Source organism: Embleya scabrispora DSM 41855 (assembly GCF_000372745.1).
Taxonomy (GTDB): domain Bacteria; phylum Actinomycetota; class Actinomycetes; order Streptomycetales; family Streptomycetaceae; genus Embleya; species Embleya scabrispora.
On the sequence record NZ_KB889675.1, the window covers coordinates 75460 to 96789 of the forward strand.

Annotated in this window: 16 protein-coding genes and 1 pseudogene; 4 read left to right on the forward strand and 13 right to left on the reverse strand. The window is 73.3% G+C overall.

Annotated features, from left to right (window positions below; translation table 11 throughout):
* Positions 1 to 4: 4 nt before the first annotated feature.
* The 7 genes from mraY to mraZ form a co-directional block, all read right to left on the reverse strand.
* Positions 5 to 1063, reverse strand: coding sequence for a phospho-N-acetylmuramoyl-pentapeptide-transferase (gene mraY, locus A3IC_RS0125670; RefSeq protein WP_020552930.1), 1059 nt, complete (start codon positions 1061 to 1063; stop codon positions 5 to 7).
* Positions 1060 to 2481: a UDP-N-acetylmuramoyl-tripeptide--D-alanyl-D-alanine ligase gene (locus A3IC_RS0125675; RefSeq protein ID WP_020552931.1), complete on the reverse strand. Its 1422-nt coding sequence runs from the start codon at positions 2479 to 2481 to the stop codon at positions 1060 to 1062. Before A3IC_RS0125675 ends, mraY begins: the two co-directional genes overlap by 4 nt.
* Positions 2478 to 4151 carry a UDP-N-acetylmuramoyl-L-alanyl-D-glutamate--2,6-diaminopimelate ligase gene (locus A3IC_RS0125680; protein WP_020552932.1) on the reverse strand — a complete coding sequence of 558 codons (1674 nt, stop codon included), beginning with the start codon at positions 4149 to 4151 and terminating at the stop codon, positions 2478 to 2480. The genes A3IC_RS0125675 and A3IC_RS0125680 overlap by 4 nt, the downstream gene beginning before the upstream one ends.
* A 108-nt stretch (positions 4152 to 4259) precedes the next feature.
* Positions 4260 to 6023: a peptidoglycan D,D-transpeptidase FtsI family protein gene (locus tag A3IC_RS71355; protein WP_020552933.1), complete on the reverse strand. Its 1764-nt coding sequence runs from the start codon at positions 6021 to 6023 to the stop codon at positions 4260 to 4262.
* A gap of 1698 nt (positions 6024 to 7721) precedes the next feature.
* Complete coding sequence (gene ftsL / locus A3IC_RS56585) at positions 7722 to 8156, reverse strand: cell division protein FtsL (protein ID WP_020552934.1); 435 nt, start codon at positions 8154 to 8156, stop codon at positions 7722 to 7724.
* A gap of 28 nt (positions 8157 to 8184) precedes the next feature.
* Complete coding sequence (rsmH, locus tag A3IC_RS0125695; protein WP_020552935.1) at positions 8185 to 9138, reverse strand: 16S rRNA (cytosine(1402)-N(4))-methyltransferase RsmH; 954 nt, start codon at positions 9136 to 9138, stop codon at positions 8185 to 8187.
* Between the two features lie 259 nt (positions 9139 to 9397).
* On the reverse strand, positions 9398 to 9889 hold the full coding sequence (gene mraZ, locus A3IC_RS0125700) for a division/cell wall cluster transcriptional repressor MraZ (RefSeq protein ID WP_425387361.1): 492 nt from the start codon (positions 9887 to 9889) through the stop codon (positions 9398 to 9400).
* Between the two features lie 298 nt (positions 9890 to 10187).
* Here mraZ and A3IC_RS56590 point away from each other — a divergent pair, with 298 nt between their 5' ends.
* The 4 genes from A3IC_RS56590 to A3IC_RS0125720 all read left to right on the forward strand — a co-directional run bounded on the left by A3IC_RS56590 (position 10188) and on the right by A3IC_RS0125720 (position 15976).
* Positions 10188 to 10712, forward strand: coding sequence for a beta-class carbonic anhydrase (locus A3IC_RS56590; protein ID WP_020552937.1), 525 nt, complete (start codon positions 10188 to 10190; stop codon positions 10710 to 10712).
* A gap of 248 nt (positions 10713 to 10960) precedes the next feature.
* Entirely contained in the window at positions 10961 to 12142 is a 1182-nt protein-coding gene (locus A3IC_RS0125710; protein WP_020552938.1) for an AAA family ATPase, read from the forward strand.
* A 1-nt stretch (position 12143) separates the two neighbouring features.
* Positions 12144 to 13544 (forward strand): DUF58 domain-containing protein, encoded by a 1401-nt coding sequence (locus A3IC_RS56595; protein WP_020552939.1) that lies wholly within the window; start codon positions 12144 to 12146, stop codon positions 13542 to 13544.
* Entirely contained in the window at positions 13541 to 15976 is a 2436-nt protein-coding gene (locus A3IC_RS0125720) for a transglutaminase TgpA family protein (protein WP_020552940.1), read from the forward strand. The genes A3IC_RS56595 and A3IC_RS0125720 overlap by 4 nt, the downstream gene beginning before the upstream one ends.
* Positions 15977 to 16185: 209 nt before the next feature.
* On the opposite strand, the gene A3IC_RS0125725 is transcribed toward A3IC_RS0125720, so the two are convergent.
* The 6 genes and pseudogenes from A3IC_RS0125725 to A3IC_RS0125750 all read right to left on the reverse strand — a co-directional run bounded on the left by A3IC_RS0125725 (position 16186) and on the right by A3IC_RS0125750 (position 21064).
* Complete coding sequence (locus A3IC_RS0125725) at positions 16186 to 16578, reverse strand: DUF3040 domain-containing protein (RefSeq protein ID WP_026218737.1); 393 nt, start codon at positions 16576 to 16578, stop codon at positions 16186 to 16188.
* A gap of 280 nt (positions 16579 to 16858) precedes the next feature.
* A complete protein-coding gene (dinB, locus tag A3IC_RS0125730; RefSeq protein ID WP_020552942.1) occupies positions 16859 to 18067 on the reverse strand; it encodes a DNA polymerase IV in 1209 nt (402 codons plus the stop codon).
* Between the two features lie 39 nt (positions 18068 to 18106).
* Positions 18107 to 18871 carry a methyltransferase domain-containing protein gene (locus tag A3IC_RS0125735; RefSeq protein WP_026218738.1) on the reverse strand — a complete coding sequence of 255 codons (765 nt, stop codon included), beginning with the start codon at positions 18869 to 18871 and terminating at the stop codon, positions 18107 to 18109.
* Between the two features lie 215 nt (positions 18872 to 19086).
* Positions 19087 to 20244, reverse strand: a pseudogene (locus A3IC_RS73655) (PHP domain-containing protein); the annotation flags it as partial.
* Between the two features lie 10 nt (positions 20245 to 20254).
* The gene (locus A3IC_RS0125745; RefSeq protein WP_026218740.1) at positions 20255 to 20764 is read right to left on the reverse strand and encodes an SAV_6107 family HEPN domain-containing protein; all 510 of its coding nucleotides are present in this window, start codon (positions 20762 to 20764) and stop codon (positions 20255 to 20257) included.
* A gap of 12 nt (positions 20765 to 20776) precedes the next feature.
* The gene (locus tag A3IC_RS0125750) at positions 20777 to 21064 is read right to left on the reverse strand and encodes a DUF6504 family protein (protein ID WP_020552945.1); all 288 of its coding nucleotides are present in this window, start codon (positions 21062 to 21064) and stop codon (positions 20777 to 20779) included.
* Positions 21065 to 21330: the final 266 nt, after the last annotated feature.

Here is a 21330-nt window from a genome sequence, read left to right on the forward strand (position 1 = left end):
CTCTTTACGTTCCCGTAACCCAGCCCGCGTAGAAGATGCCGATCCCGAGAATGGCGCACAGGCCGGCGATGATCCAGAACCGAACCACGATGAGTACTTCGGTCCACCCCTTGAGTTCGAAATGGTGCTGGAGCGGCGCCATTTTGAACACCCGTTTGCCGGTCATCTTGAAGTAGCCCACCTGGATGATCACCGACAGCGAGATGATCAGGAACAGGCCGCCGATGAGCGCGGACAACAACTCGGTGCGGGTCAGGATGGCCAGCCCGGCGAGCGCGCCGCCGAGCGCGAGCGAACCGGTGTCGCCCATGAAGATCTTCGCCGGCGACGTGTTCCACCACAGGAAGCCGAAACACGAACCCATCATCGCCGCGGACACGATCGCCAGGTCCAGCGGATCGCGCACGTCGTAGCAGCCCACGCCGGGCGCGTTCAGGCAGGACTGGCCGTACTGCCAGACCCCGATGAAGGTGTACGCGCCGAACACGATCACCGAGGCGCCGGTCGCCAGACCGTCCAGACCGTCGGTGAGGTTGACGCCGTTGGAGTGCCCGGCGATCAGGATGTAGGCCCAGATCACGAAGAACACCGGCGTCAGGTCCAGCGCGGTGTCCTGCACGAAGGACAGGTGGGTGGACGCCGGGGTGAACCCGCGCGCGTCCTTGAACTGGATCGCCAGGAGCGCGAACGAGATGCCCACGAAGGACTGTCCGGCCAGCTTGGCCTTGGCCCGCAGACCCAGACTGCGCTGCTTGACGATCTTGATGAAGTCGTCGACGAAGCCGACCAGGCCCAGGCCCGCCATCAGATACAGCACCAGCAGCGCGGACGCGCTCGGTGCCTCCAACGTGATCGCCTTGGCACCGCCGTAGCCCGCCAGCGCCGCCAGGATGATCACCGCGCCGCCCATGGTGGGCGTACCGCGCTTGCTGTGGTGTCCGGCCGGACCGTCGTCCCGGATCAGCTGGCCGTAGCCACGCTTGACCAGGATCCGGATCGCGAGCGGCGTACCGATCAGCGACAACACCAGGGCGATGCCGCCGGCGATGAGGATGGCCCTCACCCGTGCACCTCCGCGTTGCTCACGTCGTCCCCGGCGGCGTCCGCCAACAGCGCGGCCGCGAGCCGTTCCAGGGCCACCCCTCGGGACGCCTTCACCAGTACGACGTCGCCCGGGGCCAGCTCGCCCCGGAGTAGTTCGACGGCCGCCTCTACGTCGGGCACCAGCACCGACTCCTCACCCCACGAACCCTCGTTCTTCGCGCCCATGTCGATCCAGGCGGCCTCCCTGCCGCCCACGGCCACCAGCCGGTGGATGTTCAGGCGTACCGCGAGTCGCCCGATCGCGTCGTGCTCGGTCAGCGACTCCTCGCCCAACTCCCGCATCTCGCCCAGCACAGCGAACGTACGATTGCCGCCCGCCATCGCGACGAGGGCCTTGAGCGCGGCTCGCATCGACTCGGGGTTGGCGTTGTACGCGTCGTTCACGACGGTCACCCCGTCGTCCCTGCGGGTCACTTCCATCCGCCAGCGGGAGATCGTACCGGCAGCGCCGAGGGCCGCCGCGATGTCCTCGACGGTCATGCCCACTTCGCGTGCCACGGCGGCACACGCGAGAGCGTTCGCCACGTGGTGCTCACCGTACAGGCGCAAGATCACCGGCGCACTGCCCCCCGGCACGCACAGCGTGAAGGAGGCGCGGCCCTGCTCGTCGAGTGTCACGTTCTCGGCCCGTACGTCCGCCTTGGCACTCTCGCCGAAGGTGACCACGCGAGCCTTGGTGCGTTCGGCCATCGCCCGCACGAGCGGGTCGTCCTGGTTGAGCACGGCCACGCCGTCGGCCGGCAGCGCCTCGACGAGTTCGCCCTTGGCCCGGGCGATGCCCTCGCGACCGCCGAACTCGCCCATGTGCGCGGAGCCGACGTTGAGCACCAGGCCGATCCGCGGCGGGGTGATCTCGCACAGGTAGGCGATGTCGCCGACGTGGCGCGCGCCCATCTCCGCGACCAGGTATCGGGTTTCCTCGGTCACGCCGAGAACGGTCAGCGGCAGGCCGATCTCGGTGTTGAAGTTGCCGCTCGGGGCGATCGTCGGGCCCGCGTGCGCGAGCACCTGGCCGATCAGGTCCTTGGTGCTCGTCTTGCCGGAGGACCCGGTCAGCGCGATCACCGTGGTGTCGGTCAGCCGGTCGGTGATCAGGCGGGCGAGCCGGCCCAGCCCCCGGACCACGTCGTCCACGACGATCGCCGGGGTGCCGGTGTCGTGTTCGGCCAGGACCGCGACCGCGCCGGCCTCGATCGCGGCGCGCGCGTAGTCGTGCCCGTCGACGTTTTCGCCGCGCACGGCCGCGAACAGCGAGCCGGGGCCGACCTTGCGGGAGTCCACGACCACCTCCGCGGTGATGCGCGCGTTCGGGTCCGCGTCGCCCGCGAGCCGCCCTCCGAGAGCTTCCGCGATCTCGGCAAGAGTGGTGGAAATCACTGGTTCGTCTCCTCGGCACGAGAGGTGCCGGTCGCCGGGACGCCTGGGGTCGGGGTCTCGGACGTCGGGGTGTGCGTTGATGGTGCGGGAGTCACGATCCTCGCACCGTCGGACTGCTTCGGGGACGCGGGGCCGCCGCGCATGGTTCTGGCGATCGCGCGACGCAGCTCGACCCGGTCGTCGAAGGGGTGTTTGACCCCGTTCGCGAACTCCTGGCCCTGCTCGTGTCCCTTGCCCGCGACCACGACCGTGTCGCCGGGGCCGGCCTGCTCCACCGCGAGCTCGATCGCCTCGGCCCGGTCCGGCTCGACCCGCACGTCGGCGTGCGGGTCGGCGAGCCCAGGGATGCCGGCGAGCATCTCGTCCAAGATCGCCGGCGGGTCCTCCGAGCGCGGGTTGTCGCTGGTGAGCACGACGCGGTCGGCGAGCCGGGCAGCGGCGGCGGCCATCAGCGGGCGCTTGGCCCGGTCCCGGTCGCCACCCGCGCCGAGCACGATGGTCAGCGTGCCGGCGGTCACCGGGCGCAGCGCCTCGAGCAGCGTCTGCACCGCGTCCGGGGTGTGGGCGAAGTCGACCAGCGCCAGGAACGACTGGCCCTCGTCCACCCGTTCCATCCGCCCGGGCACGCCCGGGGTGCGGCCCACGCCCTCGACCGCGTCCGCGAGCGACACGCCGCCCGCGGTCAGCGCGACGATCGCCAGCAGCGCGTTGGACACGTTGAACGGGCCGGCCAGCCGCACGCTCGCGTCGGCCTTGTGCCCGTCCGGGCCCACCACGGTGAAGCGGCTGCCGTCCGGGCCGAGGTCGACGTTCTCGGCCCGCCAGTCGGCATCCGCGGCGCCCGCCGCCGACACGGTCAGCACCGGTACGCTCGCCATCTTCGCGAGCCGACGCCCGTAGGCGTCGTCCACGTCGATCACGCCGATCCGCGAGCGCCGCGGGGTGAACAGTTCGGCCTTGGTCTCGAAGTACTCCTCCATGGACGCGTGGAAGTCCAGGTGGTCCTGGGACAGGTTGGTGAACAGCGCGACGTCGTACACGGTGCCGTCGACCCGGCCCAGCGCGAGCGCGTGACTGGAGACCTCCATCACCGCGGCGGTGACGCCGTTCTCCCGCATCGACGCGAGCAGCGCCTGTACGTCGGTGGCCTCGGGGGTGGTGCGCACACTGGGCACCACCTCCTCGCCGATCCGGGTCTCGACCGTGCCGATCACCCCGGTCGTGCCGCCGCCGGCGCGCAGCCCGCCGTCCAGCAGGTAGGCGGTGGTGGTCTTGCCGTTGGTGCCGGTGACGCCGAACATCACCAGGTCCTGTGCGGGCGACCCGTAGACCCAGGCGGCGATCTCACCCAGTCGGCCGCGCGGATCGGCCACCACCAGGGTCGGAAGGCCGCTGTCGGCGGCCAGTTCGGCGCCCGCCGGGTCGGTCAGCAGGGCCACCGCGCCCGCTGCGGCGGCCTGTCCGGCGAAGGCGGCACCGTGGAAGTTCTCACCGGGCAGCCCGGCGTACAGATCCCCCGGGCGTACGGCCCGCGAGTCGTGGGTGACGCCCGTCAGCATCGCCCCCGGGTCGCTCGGGGCCCCGGTGAGGGGGACGCGGACGAACCCGGCCAGGCCGGTCAGCGGTTGGGGGCACACCTCGGCTGGGCGGCGCAGATCACGGTTGGGCACGGCGGGCAGGCTACCGCGCTTTGGGCCGTCGGCTCGTCCTCGGGCCGGTGCCGCGACCGGTGCCGACGGGCCGATCGGGCCGGCCCGTCGCACTCGGTCGCGGCACCGTCACCACTCGATCGGCAGGTCCAGGGGCGCGGTTCCGCTGGGGGCGATCCGGCGGCTTTGCAACGCGAATGTCATCACCTGCTGGAACACCGGCGCGCACAGGCTGCCGCCACCGCCGTCGATGCCCGGCGCCTGGAGCGTGACGGATACCACGACCTGTGGATCGTCCGCCGGGGCGAAGCCGATGAACGAGGTCGTGTAGCCGTTGTAGCGGCCGGTCTTGGGGTCGACGCGGTTCGCGGTGCCGGTCTTGCCCGCGACCCGGTAGCCGGGGATCCGGCCGTTCTTGCCGGTGCCCCCCTCGTCGGCGACCACCGTCTCCAGCATGTCGCGCACCTGGCGGGCGGTCTCCGGGCTGACCACGACGTTCGACTTGGGCGCCGCGGCGGGCTTGAACTTCCCGTCCGGGCCGGTGCTGCCCTTGACCAGGCTCGGTTCGATCCGCACGCCGCCGTTGGCGATGGTCTGGAACACCGAGGTGGCCTGGACCGAGTTGACCGACAGGCCCTGGCCGAACGGGATCGTGTACTGCTGGGAGCCGTTCCACTTCTGCGGCTGGGCCAGGATGCCGGGCGTCTCGCCCGGGAACTTCAGCCCGGAGGGCTGTCCGACGCCGAACCGGGTCAGGTAGTCGTGCAGCTTGGCGTTGGCCTCGGCGCGATCGGGCGAGAGCTGTTCCGAGGCCAGGATCGTGCCGATGTTGCTGGACTTGGCCAGCACGCCGGCCAGGGTGAGCTGCTGGGTGGCGTGGTCGTGCTCGTCCTTGAACAGCTGGTCGGCCCGGGCGAGCCGGTTCGGCACGGTCACGCGCGTGCCCGGGCCGGCCCGGCCCTCCTGGATGACCGCGGCCATGGTCATCACCTTGCCGGTGCTGCCCGGCTCGTATGCCTCCTCGACGGCCCGGTTGCCGAGGTTGTGCACGTCGCCGGGGCCGATGTGGTTGGGGTCGTAGCCGGGCGCGGTGGCCATCGCCAGGATCTGGCCGGTGCGCACGTCCTGGACCACCACGGTGCCCGACTCGGATTTGGTCTCGGTGACCTTCGCGGCGATCAACTGCTCGGCGTACCACTGCAGGTCGCGCGAGACGGTCAGCTGCACGTCGGCCCCGGGCACCGCCTCGCGCCCGGTGAGGTCGGAGGTGGGCACCCGGCGGCCGTAGACCATCTCCTGGGTGGTCCGGCCGTCCTTGCCCGCCAGTTGGCCGTCCAGGGTCATCTCCAGGCCGCCGCCGCCGTGGCCGGTGGCGTTGACGAAGCCGACCAGGTTCGCGCCGACCGGTCCGGCCGGGTAGACCCGCTTGCTGTGCTTGGTCGAGTAGATGCCGACCAGGTCGTTGCGGCGCACCTTGCCCAGGTCCTTCTGCACCTGGTGGATGTGCTCCCACACCGCGGGATCGACCTGTTGGGCGAGCACCACGTAGCGCGACTTGGGCGTGCGCAGTTTCTCCTCGATGGCCACCGGGTCGCCGTTCACGAGCGGGGCCAGCGCCAGCGCGGTGGCGTGCGGGTCGTACTTCTGCACCTGGGTGGGGTCGGCGGTGACGTCGTACGCGTCCACCGACTTGGCCAGGCTCACCCCGAAGGCGTCGGTGAGCGCGCCGCGTTCGGCCGGGACGTTGACGGTCTGGGTGCGCTTGGCGGCGGCCTGCGCGGCGTACGCGGGCGCGTCCAGGGCCTGCAACTGGAGCAGTCGGCCGGCGAACAGGGTCAGCACCACGCCGAGCGCGATCAGCCCGATCCGCAGCCGCTTGCGCGGGTCGCCCATCCGCGCGGCGGCCCGCGGCCGGCGTGCGGGTCGAGGCCGCCCGGCCGGGTGCGCGTCGTGGGTACGACCGGGCCGGGCCGCCCCCGGACGCGGTCGGGCCGGGCGGACCGGGCGAGCGCCGGCATGGTCGGCCCGAGCGGCGTCCCGCGCGCCGCGCGCGGAGCCGTCACCGGCGGCCGGGCGCAGACGCCCGGCCCGTTCCGGACGGCCGGGCACATCGACACCCCGCACACCCGGCCGCGGGCGCGGACGTGGACCGGGACGCGGCGCATCCGCACCGTCCTCGGCCGGTGCCTCCGTCGGCCGCGGCCGCGGCCGCGGCCGCGGCCGACGCGCCGCCGCACGCTCCTCCCGAGACCGCCCGTCCTCTCCCGCCCGCCGCCCGTCCCCGGCCGCGCCCGCATCGGCCGCGATCTCCCCCGCACCCGACCGAACCGATCGCCCACCGGACACCGCGGCATCGCCACGTGGACGCACCGGGCGCCCACCGGAAGCCGCGCCACCGGCACGCGCCGGACGCCCACCCGACGCCGAGTCGCCGGCGCCGGTCGGGCGCTCACCCGAGGCGGCGGCACCCGCCCGCAGCCGGGACCAGAGCCCACCCGAGGCGCCCGCACCGGAACGCGGCCGACCGGACCGCCCGCCGGAAGCCGAATCGCCCGCGCCGGGACGCGCCGAACGCTCACCGGACGCCGAATCACCGGTACGCGGCCGGCCCGGACGCTCGCCGGACGACGCGTCACCCGCACGCGGGCGCCCCCATCGCCCAGCGGAGCCGCCCGGGCCGGAACGCGACCGATCCGAGCCCTCGCCCCCCGACGCGACGTCGCCCGCCCGAGGTCGAGCCGGACGTCCGCCGGCAGCCGCGTCGCCGCCGCGCGACCCGGCCGGACGCTCGCCGGACGTGGCGTTGCCCGGACGTGGGCGGGGGGTCCGGGGCGCGTCCGGATCCGTGGACCGGGCGCTGCGGCGCGCCGGGGGTGCCTCCTCGCCGCCGGGTCGACGCGGGCGGCCGGGACGCGGGGTGCGCTCACCCGGCTCGGCCCGCTCCCCCGTGCCCGCGCGCGGACGCGCGTCACGCGGCGCGGGCAGGTCGTCCCGCGCACCGGCGCGTGGGCGTCGCCCGTCCGCCGCACCCGAGCCGTCGGCCGGGCGCGGTCGGGCGGGTGGGCGGGGCCGGCGGTCCGAGGACGCGGCCGGGTCGGCGCCACGGTCCCGGCGGGCCCGACCGGCCGAACGCGGTTCATCGGGATCACGCGGATCGCGGGGGTCACGGCGTCCGTCGGTCACGCGAGGTCCCTTCACTTGGACTGGGCAGCGCCCGAATTCGGCGGCACGCCGCTGCCGGCGACGCATACGTACCACGAGCGAACGAACGAGCGGCGTCGACCCGACCGCCCCCGCCTCGCTCCGAACCGTGGAACCGCCCGATCGGCGGCGACATCCGGTCCGACCCGACGGGCGACATCACCCGAGCCCGAACAACCGGCGATACCGACGGCGCCCGAACCCGCCCGCAGGACCACACCGCGCGGCCACCCCCCTCGCCCGCCGAGCCGCGACGGCGGGTGATGCGGCCCGAGTGGTCGGGAACGGGCAGCCGGACCCCGAGGCCGGCCGACCCGCCGAGCCGGGTGGATCGGCCGCCGGGGGTGGATCGGCCGCCGGGGTGGGCGAACCGATCGGCGGCGAACACCGTCAACGGGTCGCTTCCGGCGGCGTGGCGCCGGAAGCGCCGGGGCCGGCCGCGGTCGCGGGTACCTCGGGCGGTGGCTTGGACGTGGCCGGCTTCGGGACGCCGAGCACGCGCCCGGTCGCCGGGTCGATGAACACCGGGCTGCCGCCCGGGACCAGGCCCAGCTCCTGGGCTCGTCGCGCGAGTTCGCCCGGCGCGGCCTTGGCGTCCAGTTCGCGCTGGAGCGCCTCCCGATCGTCGGTGAGCTGGTCCTGGCGCTTTTGCAGCCGGCCCAATTCGAACGAGCCCTGGTTGAGCGCGGTGTTGAGCAGCAGCAGGGACAGCAGGCCACCACCGAGCAGGCCGACCACGAGCAGCACGAACGGGGTCCGCGTCGCGCCCTTGGCCTGATGCGCGGCCAGCCGGATCCGGGTCATCGTCCTCGCCGCGCCGCTCATCCCCGGCTCCCCCGTCCGCCGCGTCGATTCACAGGTCTTCCCGCACCCGTTCCGCCGCTCGCAGCCGCACCGAGGCCGCGCGCGGGTTGGCCTCGTTCTCCTGCTCGCTCGCCTTCTCCGAGCCGCGGGTGAGCAGCTCGAGCCGGGGCTGCAGGGCCTCCGGGACCACCGGCAGGTCCGGCGGCGCCTTGCTCTCGGCGCCGGCCGCGAGCACCCGCTTGGTCATCCGGTCCTCCAGCGAGTGGTAGGACATCACCACGATCCGCCCATGCAGCGCCAGCGCCCGCACCGCCGCGGGCAACGCACGCTCCAGAACCGCGAGTTCGCCGTTGACCTCGATGCGCAGCGCCTGGAAGGTGCGCTTGGACGGATTGCCGCCGGTGCGCCGCGTGGCGGCCGGGATCGCGGTACGCACGATGTCGACCAGGCGCGCGCTGTTGGTGAACGGCTCCTTCTCCCGCTCGCGCACGATCGCGTCGGCGACCCGGCGGGCGAACCGCTCCTCACCGAAGTCGCGCAGGATCCGGGCCAGGTCGCCGGCGGTGTAGCTGTTGAGGATGTCGGCCGCGGTGATGCCCACCGTCGGGTCCATCCGCATGTCCAGCGGCGCGTCCTGCGCGTAGGCGAAACCGCGATCGGCCCGGTCCAGTTGCAGCGAGGAGACGCCGAGGTCGAACAGGATGCCGTCGATCCGCTCGATGCCGAGCCGGTCGAGCACCTGCGGTAGTTCGTCGTACACCGCGTGCACCAGCGTGGCGCGCGCGCCGAAGGCCGCCAGTCGGGCGCCGGAGCGCTCCAGTGCCTCGGGGTCGCGGTCCAGGCCGATCAGCCGTACCTCGGGGAAGGCCGTCAACAGGGCTTCGCTGTGCCCGCCCATCCCGAGCGTCGCGTCCACCACGACCGCTCCGGGCGCGCGCAGCGCCGGAGCGAGCAGTTCGACGCACCGCTCCAGCAGGACCGGAATGTGGGCGGGCGCCGTCACGGCCCCTCCACCATCGTCGCGTTCACTCCGGGCCCTTCGTCGTGCGGAAACCCGCAGTCTAGAGGCTTGCGCGCGCGCCGCTCGGAGAACATGCCGCCAGGTCCCCGCCCGCTCGTCTGGGGAAGTGACCTCTGGCACCGGGGAAGGAGTGCCAGAAAGCTCGGAGCGGGTGGAGACCTCGCCGCAGGTGCGCCGAGGTTCGGATCGCGTTCGGGAGAGGTGCAGGAGAGTATCGCGGCACCGGGCGTCGCCGCCTCGGTCACAGCAGGCCCGGCAGCACCTCCTCGGACAGCTCGGCGAAGAACTGCTCCTGCTCGGCGAGGTAGTCGTGCCAGGTCTTCGCCGCCCACAACTCGACCCGGGTGTTGGCCCCGATCACGACGCAGTCGCGGCTGTCCCGGTCGAGCCCGGCGTAGTCCCGCAGCGGTTGCGGCACCAGCACTCGCCCCTGCTTGTCGGGGACCGCGTCCGAGGCGCCCGCGTAGAAGACGCGCATGTAGTCCCGGGCGGCCTTCGAGGTCACCGGTGCCCTGCCCAGTTGTTCGGCGATCCGGGTGAACTCCGCGATGGGCCACACATAGAGGCAGCGTTCCTGCCCCTTTGTGATCACAAGGCCCTCCGCCAGCTCGTCCCGAAACCGGGCCGGCAGGATCAGCCGACCTTTTTCGTCCAACCGGGGCTCGTATGTGCCCAGGAACACCGAGCACCTCCGGACCGCCCCGTGGAACCTGTCGGCTCCATTTCCCGCCACTCTACTCCACCAAACCCCACGGTCAACCCTTTTCGGGCGCGTCACTCTGTTCCCAGCTACGCCAAAACCCCAGGTCAGAGGGGGTGCATCGAGAGAACCACCCGATTGCGCGCCCCCTGCACGCCACTCCCTCGCTTCGAGCGCGGGTTTCCACCTCCGCACCACTGGGCTCCCGGTGCGAATCTCCCATTCCGGGATTGGCATCCGTGGACCCGAAACGGTGATCAGCCATCCGGACTTCGGGAGTGTGACTCCCCCCACGAGGCGGAACGCGGCCCGGGTCGCTAACGTCCTGACCATGGTCGATCGTCTTGTCGCCGCCAACCGGCACTACGCGAAGAATTACCGCGATCCCGGCATGTCCGCGATGCCGGTCCGCCACACAGCAGTCGTCACCTGCATGGACGCCCGTTTGGACGTGCACGCGATGCTCGGGCTCGAGCTCGGTGACACGCACGTGATCCGCAACGCGGGCGGCGTGGTCACCGACGACGTGGTGCGTTCGCTGACGATCAGTCAGCGACACCTGGGCACCACGCAGGTCGTGCTGATCCACCACACCCAGTGCGGCATGCTCACGGTGACCGAGGACTTCCGCCGCGAACTCGAGGCCGACACCGGCCTGCGCCCGCAGTGGGCGGTCGAGGCGTTCGTCGATCTCGACGGCGACGTACGCCAGTCGATGAACCGGGTGCGCAGGTCACCCTTCCTGCTGCACAACGACACGGTGCGCGGATTCGTATACGACGTCACCACGGGCCTGTTGCGCGAGGTTTTCCCCCTCCCGGACGTGCAACCGGAAGACGCCCCCGAGCAGTCCTAGGGTCCGTCGCCCCGACCTTGCCGACCCGGATTCCGGCTCGACACGGCACTATCGAGGAGACCGACCCGTCTCGGCCGAGCCATTTTCTGCCGACCGGATCGTCCCCGCGGCGCGTCGACTACCCTCCGGAGTCGCATCATGCGTCGTCCGGGCCGTCCAACGGGGTGACGGCAGCGCACGCTACCGGGAGAATCGGCCTGTGGCCCTGACCCAGGGCGTGCACAACGCGGTTCCAGGGAGGGGCACGGGTGTCGACGTTCAACGATCAGGCCGGTCTGGGGGATCTGACGGTCACCACCGATCGGATCCGCGGGGCCATGGAGACCGTGATCGAGGGCAAGCCCGAGGTCGTCCGCCTCGCCTTGACCGTGTTGCTGGCCGAGGGCCACCTGCTCGTCGAGGACGTTCCGGGAGTCGGCAAGACGATGCTGGCGAAGGCGCTCGCGCGCTCGGTCGATTGCCGGATGCGCCGGGTGCAGTTCACCCCGGACCTGCTCCCGTCGGACATCACCGGAGTCAGCGTCTTCGACCAGGAGAAGCGCGAGTTCGAGTTCAAGCCCGGCGCGATCTTCGCGAACATCGTGGTCGGCGACGAGATCAACCGCGCCTCGCCCAAGACCCAGTCCGCGCTTTTGGAGTGCATGGCCGAGCGTCAGGTCACCGTGGACGGCACCACCTACGAACTGCAGGCGCCGTTCATGGTGATCGCGACGCAGAACCCGGTGGAGATGGAGGGAACGTATCCTCTCCCCGAGGCGCAGCGGGACCGATTCATGGCCCGGGTCTCGATGGGCTACCCCGCCGCGGACGCCGAACTGCGGATGATCGGCGGCCACAGCGCGGGCTCGCCGCTGACCGACCTGACCCCGGTCGCCGACGCCGAGGACCTGGTCCGACTCGCGGACGCCGTACGCCGGGTACACGTGTCCCCGGCCGTCGCGCGCTACGCGGTCGACCTGGTCGACGCCACCCGCCGCTCCCCCGAACTGCGCCTGGGCGCCTCCCCGCGCGCCACCCTGCACCTGGTCCGCGCCTCCCGCGCGGCGGCGGCCCTGGACAACCGCGACTACGTCCTCCCGGACGACCTGCAGACGCTGGCCGTCGCGGTGCTCGCACACCGGCTGCTGCCGACCGCCGACGCGCAGATGGCCCGACGCACCCCGGAACAGATCGTCACCGACATCGTCCGCCAGGTCCCGGTCCCCGGCTCGCCGAGCGGACAGGTTCCGCCGGTCCAGGCTCGGGTCGGCGCACCGCAGACCGTCCAGGCCCCGCCCGCGCCGCCGGCCCACATGCCCTATCCCGGCGGCGTCCCGCAGCACAACGGCGGCCGGCCGTACCCGACCCAGGCACCCACCGCGCACCAGGGCTACGCGCCGGTGCCGTCCGACGGCCGCCTCGGCGGCACGGGCTCCGGGGCGGCGCGCTGACGTGCGTACCGCCCTGTCCGGCCTGACGACGCGGGGGCGGTCCTTCCTCGCGGCGGGGGTCGCCGCGAGCATCTGCGCGGTGATCCTGGGCCAACGCGACCTGTTGCGGGTCGGTTTCCTGCTCACCGCGCTGCCCCTGGTGTCGGTGCTGATCGTCGCTCGCACCCGGCACCTGGTCACCAGCGCCCGGGCGCTGGAGCCGCCCCGGGTGGCGGCCGGTCACGAGTCACAGGTGCGGCTGCGCGTGGACAACGTCTCGCGTATCCCCACCGGCCTGCTGATGCTGGAGGACCACGTTCCGTACGTGCTCGGCTCGCGGCCCCGGTTCGTGCTCGACCGGATCGAGCCGCACGGCAGCCGGCACGTGTCCTACCGGGTCCGCTCGGACCTGCGCGGGCGCTTCCCGGTCGGGCCGCTGCGGCTGCGGATGGCCGACCCGTTCGGGATGTGCGAGCTGACCCGGTCCTTCGCCGCGCGGGACACCCTGGTGGTCACCCCGGCCGTACAACCGCTGCCCGCGGTGGATCTGGGTGGCGAGTGGACCGGGTACGGCGACAGCCACGCCCGCAACGTGTCCGCGTCCGGCGAGGAGGACGTGGTCCCGCGCGAGTACCGACACGGCGACGACGTGCGCCGTGTGCACTGGCGCTCCACCGCCCGCCGCGGCGAGCTCATGGTGCGCCGCGAGGAACAGGCATGGCAGAACCGGGCCACCGTACTGATCGACACCCGCGCGGGCGCGCACGTGGGCGACGGTCCGGCCTCGTCCTTCGAGTGGGTCGTCTCGGCCGCCGCCTCGGTGGGCGTGCACCTGTGCCGCCGCGGCTACACCACCCGGCTGCTCGACGCCGAGGGTGACGCACTGGCCGGCGACCTGGAGGGGATCCGGGCCGCGCCCGGTGACCTGGAGGGCTTCCTGCTGGACGCGCTGGCCGTGGTGGAGACGGTGCCGGTGCTCGCCCTCGACCAGGCCGAGCCCGCGCTGCGCGACCCGGGCGGCGGCGGGCTGACCGTCGCCGTGCTCGGCGCGCTGACCGAGGACGACGTCAAGCGGCTCGGCCGGGCCCGGCACCGCTCCGGCCGCGGGGTCGCGGTGATCCTGGACGTGAGTACGTGGGGCCGGGTGCCCGGCGCGCTGTCGCACGACATCGCGGTGGCCCTGCTGCGCCAGGCCGGCTGGCGGGTGTTGTCCGCCCGGGCCGGCTCGCGGTTGTCCGAACTGTGGCGCTCGGCCGGTCGGGTGGGCGACCCCGCCGCCGCCGGCCCGGTGTCCTTCGCCGGCGCCTCGCGCACGAGTGCTCCCGCCGCGCCCGCGGCGAACACCAACTCCTCGACCCCGCCGCGCCCGAGCACGGCGCCCACGGTCGGGGGCGGCACCGTCGATGGAGGGGGAAGGTCATGACCGGTCGGCTGCGCCTGGCCCTGGTCGCGGGACTCGCGACCGCGCTGACGTCGTCCTCGCTGCTCCCGCTGGTCGACGCGGGCGGCTGGATCGCCCAAGGACTGGGCGCGATCCTGCTGGTCGCCCTGGTCGGCGAGGGCGCCCGACGCATCCGGGTACCCCGCCCGATCGTGGGACTGACCCAACTCGCCGCGCTGGTGCCCTACCTGCTGCTGGTCTGCGTTCCGGACGCCAGCGGTCCGGTCCCCACCCCGAGCAGCATCGACGCGTTCGTGGACCTGCTGCGGGTGGGCGGGCAGGACATCCGCGAGTTCACCACCCCCGCGCCGGCCTCGCCCGGGATCGTCGCCATCCTGCTGTTGGTGATGGGCGGCATGGCCGTACTCGTGGACATGATCGCGGTCACCTACGCCCAGGCCGCCCCCGCGGGCCTGCCGCTGCTCGCGCTCTACAGCGTGCCCGCGGCGCTGTCCCGGTCCGGACTGGGCTGGGCGATCTTCCTGATCGCGGCGCTGGCCTATGTGCTGCTGCTGCTCGCGGAGGGCCGTGAGCGGCTGCTGCGCTGGGGTCGCCCGCTGATCCCGCCGGTGCCGCCCGGCTATCCGCCGCTGCGCCAGTACCGCCCACCCGCCCGTGGCGGCGGCCGGATCGGCCTGACCGCACTCGCGGTGGCCGTGGCGGTCCCGGCGCTGATCCCGCTCAGTGCCAATCGGCTGATCGACAAGAACGACAACGGACCGCGGTCGCACCGGCTGACCACGATCAACCCCGTGGTCAAGCTCTCCGACGAGCTGAACCGGGCGGAGAACGTCGAGCTGATGCGCTACCGCACCAATGCGGCCACGCCGGGCTCGATATACCTGCGGATCTCCTCACTGGACCGGTTCGACGGGCGCAGTTGGCAGCCCTCGGAGCGGCAACTGAACGATGTGCCGCGCGATTTCCCCAAGCCCGCAGGGCTGGACTCGGGGGTGCGCACCACCGAGGTGACCACCCGGATCGAGGCCAACGACGGCTACCGGCAGGGTTCGCTGCCGATGCCCTACCCGGCGTCGCAGGTCCAGGTGAAGGGCAACTGGCGGTTCGAGCCCGAGGGGCGGCTGCTGCTCGGCGACAACAAGCAGGACACCCGAGGCCTGGGCTGGACGGTGACCAGCCTCGACGTCGAGCCGACCCCCGCCCAGCTCAAGGCCGCCCCGCCGCCGCCGCCCTCGCTCGCGCCGTACGTGTCGCTGCCGCTGCCGGGCGACATGGTGAACCGGATCCGCCAACAGGCGCTCAGGATCGGCGGGAACGGCACCCCCTACGACCGGGCCCGCAACCTGGAGGAGTGGTTCGCCCGGTCCAACCAGTTCCGCTACGACACCAAGGTCCCGCAGGGCAACGGTGCCTCCGCCCTGGAGAACTTCCTGGAGCAGAAGGTCGGCTACTGCGAGCAGTTCTCGTCGGCGATGGCGGTGATGGCCCGCACGTTGGGCATCCCGGCCCGGGTCGCGGTCGGCTTCATCCCCGGCACGCTGCAAACCGACCTGACCTACAAGGTCAGCAGCCACGACGCACACGCGTGGCCGGAGCTGTACTTCTCCGGAGCGGGCTGGATCCGGTTCGAACCGACCCCCTCGCGGGGCAACTCGCCCTCCTACGCCCAGCAGGACGTCGCGCCGGTCGCGCCCTCCACGTCGCCGGGCAGCGCGGGCGAATTGCCCACCAAGCAGCCGCAGACCGCGCCGAGCGCGGCGCCCTCGGCGTCCGCGAGCACCGCGCCGGTCACCGCCGGCGGCTCCTCGGACGGGCCCCGGCTCTCCGGTCGGGCACTGCTGATCGGGTCCGGGATCGCGCTGATCGTGCTGCTCGCGGCGGCGCCGATGTTGACCCGGGGCCGGATCAGGGGTCGCCGACTCGCCGCGCTGACCCGCAACGTGGCGGCGGACGGGGCGGGCACCGAACCCGGTGATCGTGCCGGGCCGGTGCTCGGCGGCTGGGCCGAGGTGCTGGACACCGCCCGCGACCTGGGCCATCCGGCGCCGGGCGCGGAGACCCCGCGGCAGGCGGCCGAGCGGTTGTCGCGCGTGCTCTCCGACCAGCCGGAGGCGGCGGACGGCGACGCCGCGAACCCCGAGTCCGCCGCGGTACTCGCCGCCCGCGAGGCGCTGCCGCGCATCGCACTGGCCACCGAGCGGTTGTTGTACGCGCAGGTCCCGCCCACCCGGGAACCGGGCCTGGGCGAGGACGTCAAGGCGGTCCGCAAGGGCCTGCTCGCCCGGGCCGGGCGCGGCCGTCGACTGCGCGCGACACTGCTCCCGCCGTCGCTGCGCCGCTGGGGCCGACCGAGCCTGGCCGAGCGCAGGTACACGTTCGTCGAGCGGATCCGTCCGCGCCGGCGCCGGGGTGGGGGCCCCGGGCCCACCGCGAAGCCGGCCGACATCGGCTGAACCCGGTGGCGCCGAACCCGTGAAAACGCCGGTGGCGGTGACTCCCGAGATTCTCGGAAGTCACCGCCACCGGCGTTCGTCACCACACCCGAATCGGCTCACCCGATGGGCACCCGAAGGGGTCGATGCGGGTCGAACCCGGGTCCGCCCGGCGGCCGGGCGGGGCGGCCGGGTCACCCCCGCCGCGTCGTCCGGATCGCCCCGAGGGGTCAGCCGCCGTTTTCCTCGCGCCGACGGCGCCAGCGGTCCTCGATGCGGTTCATCACCTTGGCCTTGCGTCGACGCGGTGCGCGCCCGGGAGCGCCGCCGCCTTCGCCCGCGTTGGCCGTCGCGGGTCCCCGGCGCCAGCCGGTGACCGCGAGGAGCGCCCCACCGAGCATCGCCAGGAAGCCGATGACGCTCACCCAGATCTGCTGGACCATCATGCCGGTCATCAACAGGACGATGCCGAGCAGGAATCCGAGGATTGCCTGAACGGTGCGTCGCCGGGTGTGCCGGCGCATGCCGGCGGCTTCGAGCGCTGTCGCGAATTTGGGATCTTCGGCGTAGAGCGCTCGCTCCATCTGCTCAAGCATGCGCTGCTCGTGCTCTGAGAGCGGCACGGCGTCCTCCTTCGTCGGCCGCGACGCGACCTTGCGGCCCTTTCAGGATAGGCAGGTAATCGCTGTCGTGAAAGCCACCCTCGGCACGGGCTCGAAGCCTGCTCCAAGATGATGGGTCACCACGTCGATTCCCGCCCCTGTCGACACTCCTGCCCTGTCCGGCGCACGCTCATGTCCCCCGGTCAGGGCTTCGATGATATGCGGCCGGAGCCGGTTCGCGCTGAGAGGCGGGGCCGCGTGGGTCACAGTCGTGGACCGATCGCGGTCCACGGGCTCGGCCTCAGCGCCCGCCGCGCCCGCGCGACCGGGGCCCGGGGGTGAGCAGCGTGGCCGAGGTCAGTGCCGCGTCGCCGAACCGGCCGCGCACCGCGTCGGCCGCGCGCTCCGCCTCACGCCGGCCCAGAACCCGTTCCCCGAGCGCCAGTTGGCGCGGATAGGCGCCACCGACCAGGCCCTCCGCCCGGATGCCCACCAGCCGCAGCCGGGCCCGTTCCAGGCCCAGCGCGCCGTGCAGGACGCAGGCCACGCCGTAGATCTCGTGGCCCACATCGGTGGCCTCGCGCAGGGTCTTGGACCGGGTGAGGGTGCTGAAGTCGGCGAATCGGATCTTGATCGTGACGGTCCGCCCGGCCGCCTTCGCCCGACGCAGTCGGGTCGCGGTGCGGTGCGCGAGGTCGAGCAGGGTGCGGCGGATCACGTCCGGGTCGTCCACGTCGGTGGGGAAAGTCTCCTCGGCACCGATACTGCGTTCGGGTTCCCACGGGATCACCGGACGCGGGTCCCGACCCCACGCGAGTTCGTGCAGTCCGCGACCCGCGGCCGGGCCGAGCGCGCGGCTCAGTGTCTCGACCGAGGTGTGGGCGACATCACCGATGGTGGTCAGGCCCAGATCGGTCAGCAGCGCGCCGGTGCGTTCGCCGACACCCCACAGTCGGTCCACCGGGAGCGGGTGCAGGAAGTCCACCACCTCCTCGGGGCGGACCACGCTCAGGCCGTCCGGCTTGGCCAGTGCGCCGGCCAGCTTGGCGGTGAACTTGTTGTCGGCGATCCCGACCGAGCAGGTGATGCCCTGCTCGTCGAGGATCCGGGCGCGGACGTTCTCACCGACCGCCTCCGGCGGGCCGAGTCGGCGGGTGACACCCGTCAGGTCCAGGAACGCCTCGTCCAGCGACAGCGGCTCCACCCGCGGAGTGATCGAGCGAAGCACCTCCATGACGCCGCCGGAGACCAGCCCGTAGTCGTCGTGGTCCGGCGACAGGAACACCGCGTGCGGGGCGAGCCGGCGGGCCCGGGAGGTGGCCTGGCCGGCGTGTACGCCCAGCGCGCGCACGTCGTAGGTGGCGGAGAGCACCACCCCGCGCGGGCCCTGGCCGGCCACCACCAGGGGGGTGTTCCGCAGCTCGGGATTGCGGCGGATCTCGACGGACGCGTAGAAGGCGTCCATGTCCACGTGCATGATCGCCGGCGCGCCGGATCGGGTGGTACTCATCGGGCACCGCCCGTCCGGATCGGGCGACCGGAGCGGGTCCTAGACCCTGTCCGCCGGCTTGCTCGCGAGCAGGTGCAACTGGGTGGCCAGGGCGCGGTACTCGGGCTGTTCGGCCGCGGCGCGCTCCAGGTCCAGGAGCGCGTCGAAGGAGTTCGGATCGTCGACCAGGACGCCCGGGACCAGGTCGGCGAAGACCCGGATCGCGTGCACCGGCCCGGCCTCCAGGCCGGCCTTGGCGACCAGCGCGGTGAGGTCGGCGACGGTGAACCGGCGCGGCAGCGGGTCGGCCGGGCCGTATCGGCCCTCGGGGTCGGCGAGCAGGTCGCGGGCCTGGTCGAAGTGCCCCGCCAGGGCACGGGCCAGGACCGCGCCGGTGCGGTTGGCCGCGAGCAGGCTGAGCGTGCCGCCGGCGCGCAGGGCGCGGACGATGTGTGCGAGGTCGGCCGAGGGGTCGTCGACCACCTCCAGCACGCCGTGGCACAGCACCACGTCGGCGGCGTCCGGTTCGACCACCTCGAACAGGCCGTGCGTGTCGCCCTGGTAGGCCCGGACCAGGTCGGTGACCCCGGCCTCGGCGGCCCGGCGCTCGAACGCGGCGAGCGCGTCCGGGCTGGGATCGACGACGGTGACCCGGTGGCCGAGTCGAGCGATGGGCACGGCGAGGTTGCCGGTGCCGCCGCCGGCGTCGAGCACGTCGAGGACGCTCCGCCCGGTCGCCTCGACCCGTCGGTCCAACGCCTCGCGCAGCACCTGCCACACGACGGCCGTACGCATCGAGCTGCGCCTGCGCGTCTGGTCGGACACGGACACCCTCCTCCGGAACTGGTCGGGTTCCACCTTAGGGCTCGCCTCCCCGATCCCGTCGGATCAGGCCGGCGCGGCCCCGGCGGGGTCGGGGAGGCGGACCCTGGGGCGGGTGGACGGATCATCCCGCGCTCCCGGGGCCGGCGTGCCAGAGCTTCGGAGACGCCGAGCAGGTGGTTGACCAGGCTGCCCGCTCCGGAGCCGCGGGCCGCGCAGCGCACGCCCATCCCCCGGATCAGGTCGACCACGCCGGCCACGGTCAGGAAGTAGGACGGCAGGCCGAGCCGGCCGATCAGCGCGAGTTCGTCGTCCAGGCGGGTGCGTGCCTCGGCGGTGGGGGCGATCGCGCGCAGGCCCAGGCCCGCCTCGCAGCGGGCGCGCAGTTCGGCGGCGGCTCGGCTCGCCGGGACACCGAGCACCTCCGGCTCGGGGTGGAACACGCCGCCGATGCCGAGGTCCTCGGCCGGGTCCGGGACCAGACCGTCGGCGAGGGCGCGGGTGGCGTCGAGCAGCGCGGCGGTACCGCGGCCGGCCGGGCAGGTGATCTCGGCGGCGACGGCGACCATGTCGAGGGTGGGCTTGAGGTATTCCTCGGAGCCGGTACGGGTGAGGTGGTGCCGGCCGAGCGGGACCAGTCGGCGGGCCGCGTCGAGCACGTCGGCGACCGCGGCGTCCTCGCGGTCGGCGTAGCGCACCGCGTTGGTGAGCACGGCGGGCACCCGGTGGGCATCGGCCAGGAGCGACATCCGGGCCGCGTGGGCGGCCGAGCGGGCCCGGCCGAGCGGCGCCTGATGGCTTACCGGTTCGACGAGGAAGGCGTCCCGGGCCGGCGCGGCTCGGGCGCGAATGAGCAGCCACTCGGCGTGCGCGGGCTCGTCGGCGGCGACCGTCCGCCCGATCTCCGAGTCGGGTCCGGCCGGCACCACGGCGCCGTCGGTCGCGGCGAGCGCGTCCCACGTGGTCACCGGGTTGGCCCGGTCGCGCCGGTGCGCGTCGCTGATCAGCCGGCACAGCGCACCCCAACCGGCCTTGCCCCGGGCGAGCACGGTGACCCGGGGATGGCCGGGGTCGGTGAACGCGCCGCCACGCGCCGGGGTCCGTCGCCGCCGGCCCGCCTCGGCGGCGGCCGGTTCGGCGGGCAGCACCGCGAGCTCGGCGCCCAGGATCGGCCGGATGCCCGCCCCGACACATCCGCGCGCGAACGCGACGGCGCCGTAGACCCCGTCCCGATCGGTCAGCGCGAGCGTGTCCGGACCGTGTTCGACCGCGCGCTCGATCAGCGTGCGCGGGTGCGCGACGCCGTAGCGCATCGAATGCCCGGACGCGACGTGCAGGTGGGCGAACGGGCGGTTCGATCGACTCGGTCGGTTCATGGTGGTGCGTTCAATCGATAGGAGGGGGTGGGGCCGGGATCGGGGGCAGCGCGAGCAGTCGCACCACCAGGCGGAAGAAGCTCTCCACGTCGCGGATCAGGTCGTCCGCCTCACGGCCGGTGACCGCACCGGGCAGCCCGGCCTCGGCGGCGGCACGCTTGCGGGCGCCGGACGCGAAGAAGGCCGCCCACTCGGTCAGCTCGGGCGCCACCTTGGGCAGCAGTTCCCACGCGCTGCGCGGGGCCCGCCGACGACGGCCCGGGCGCTCGTCGTCGGCCTGTGCCCGGGCGGCCAACACGGCCGCGGCCACCCGCAGCGCGGCCAGGTGGGCGGTGGCGTAGCGCTCCGCGGCATCGTGGTTGACGGCGGCCTCGGTGAGCCCGCGCCGGGCCTGGGTCAGCAGGTCGAGCGCGCCGCGCGGGGCGGACGACCAGCGCACGGGCGCCCGTCGGATCGGCGGTGGCTCGGGTATGTGGGCGGACTGGTTCCAACTCGCGCTCGCACTCACACTCGCGCTCACGCGGTCACCTCCTCAATCGGCGGTCCGCGCCAGCGTCCAGGTTCCGGCGCCGGCGTCCAGGCTGAGGTCGTACACACCCAACGGCGCGCTGCGGCCGGCCCCGGCCTCCACGCGCCACACCTCGCGCTCCCCCGTCGTCACGACGGCGGTCCGCGAGCGCGCGTGCTGCCACCACTCGCCGGTCTCCACCCAGTGACCGAGCACCTCCCGGACCACGTAGAGCCGGTCGTGCCACAGGAACCGCGCGGGGTCCCCGCCACTGCGCAGCACCTCCACCGGGTCGGTGTGCAGGCGCGTCATACAGCTCCTCCTCTGCCGAGGCCGGGAGCCGCGATGCGCTTCCCCACGCACCGCGGCCCCAGGCTGCCCATCCGCTTGCCCCGTGCCGAACGAGATCGAACATTTTCCTCGAACAAAAGTTCGAACTCGTTTGCCAGTAAAGCTCTCTCCTCCACCCACGTCAACGTCATTGCCGCAGTCCCGGGCGAACCGTCGCGTTCGAGCGATGTTCGAGCATGTTCGAGTCGACCGGGTCGGTCGTCGGGAGCGGTTGCTCCCCACGCGTT

Coding starts and splice junctions, on each gene's coding strand:
- A3IC_RS71355 (WP_020552933.1), bottom strand. CDS start 6,023: ATGGGCGACCCGCGCAAGCGGCTGCGGATCGGGCTGATCGCGCTCGGC.
- ftsL (WP_020552934.1), bottom strand. CDS start 8,156: ATGAGCGGCGCGGCGAGGACGATGACCCGGATCCGGCTGGCCGCGCAT.
- A3IC_RS56590 (WP_020552937.1), top strand. CDS start 10,188: ATGGTCGATCGTCTTGTCGCCGCCAACCGGCACTACGCGAAGAATTAC.
- A3IC_RS0125750 (WP_020552945.1), bottom strand. CDS start 21,064: ATGACGCGCCTGCACACCGACCCGGTGGAGGTGCTGCGCAGTGGCGGG.
- dinB (WP_020552942.1), bottom strand. CDS start 18,067: ATGAGTACCACCCGATCCGGCGCGCCGGCGATCATGCACGTGGACATG.
- A3IC_RS0125720 (WP_020552940.1), top strand. CDS start 13,541: ATGACCGGTCGGCTGCGCCTGGCCCTGGTCGCGGGACTCGCGACCGCG.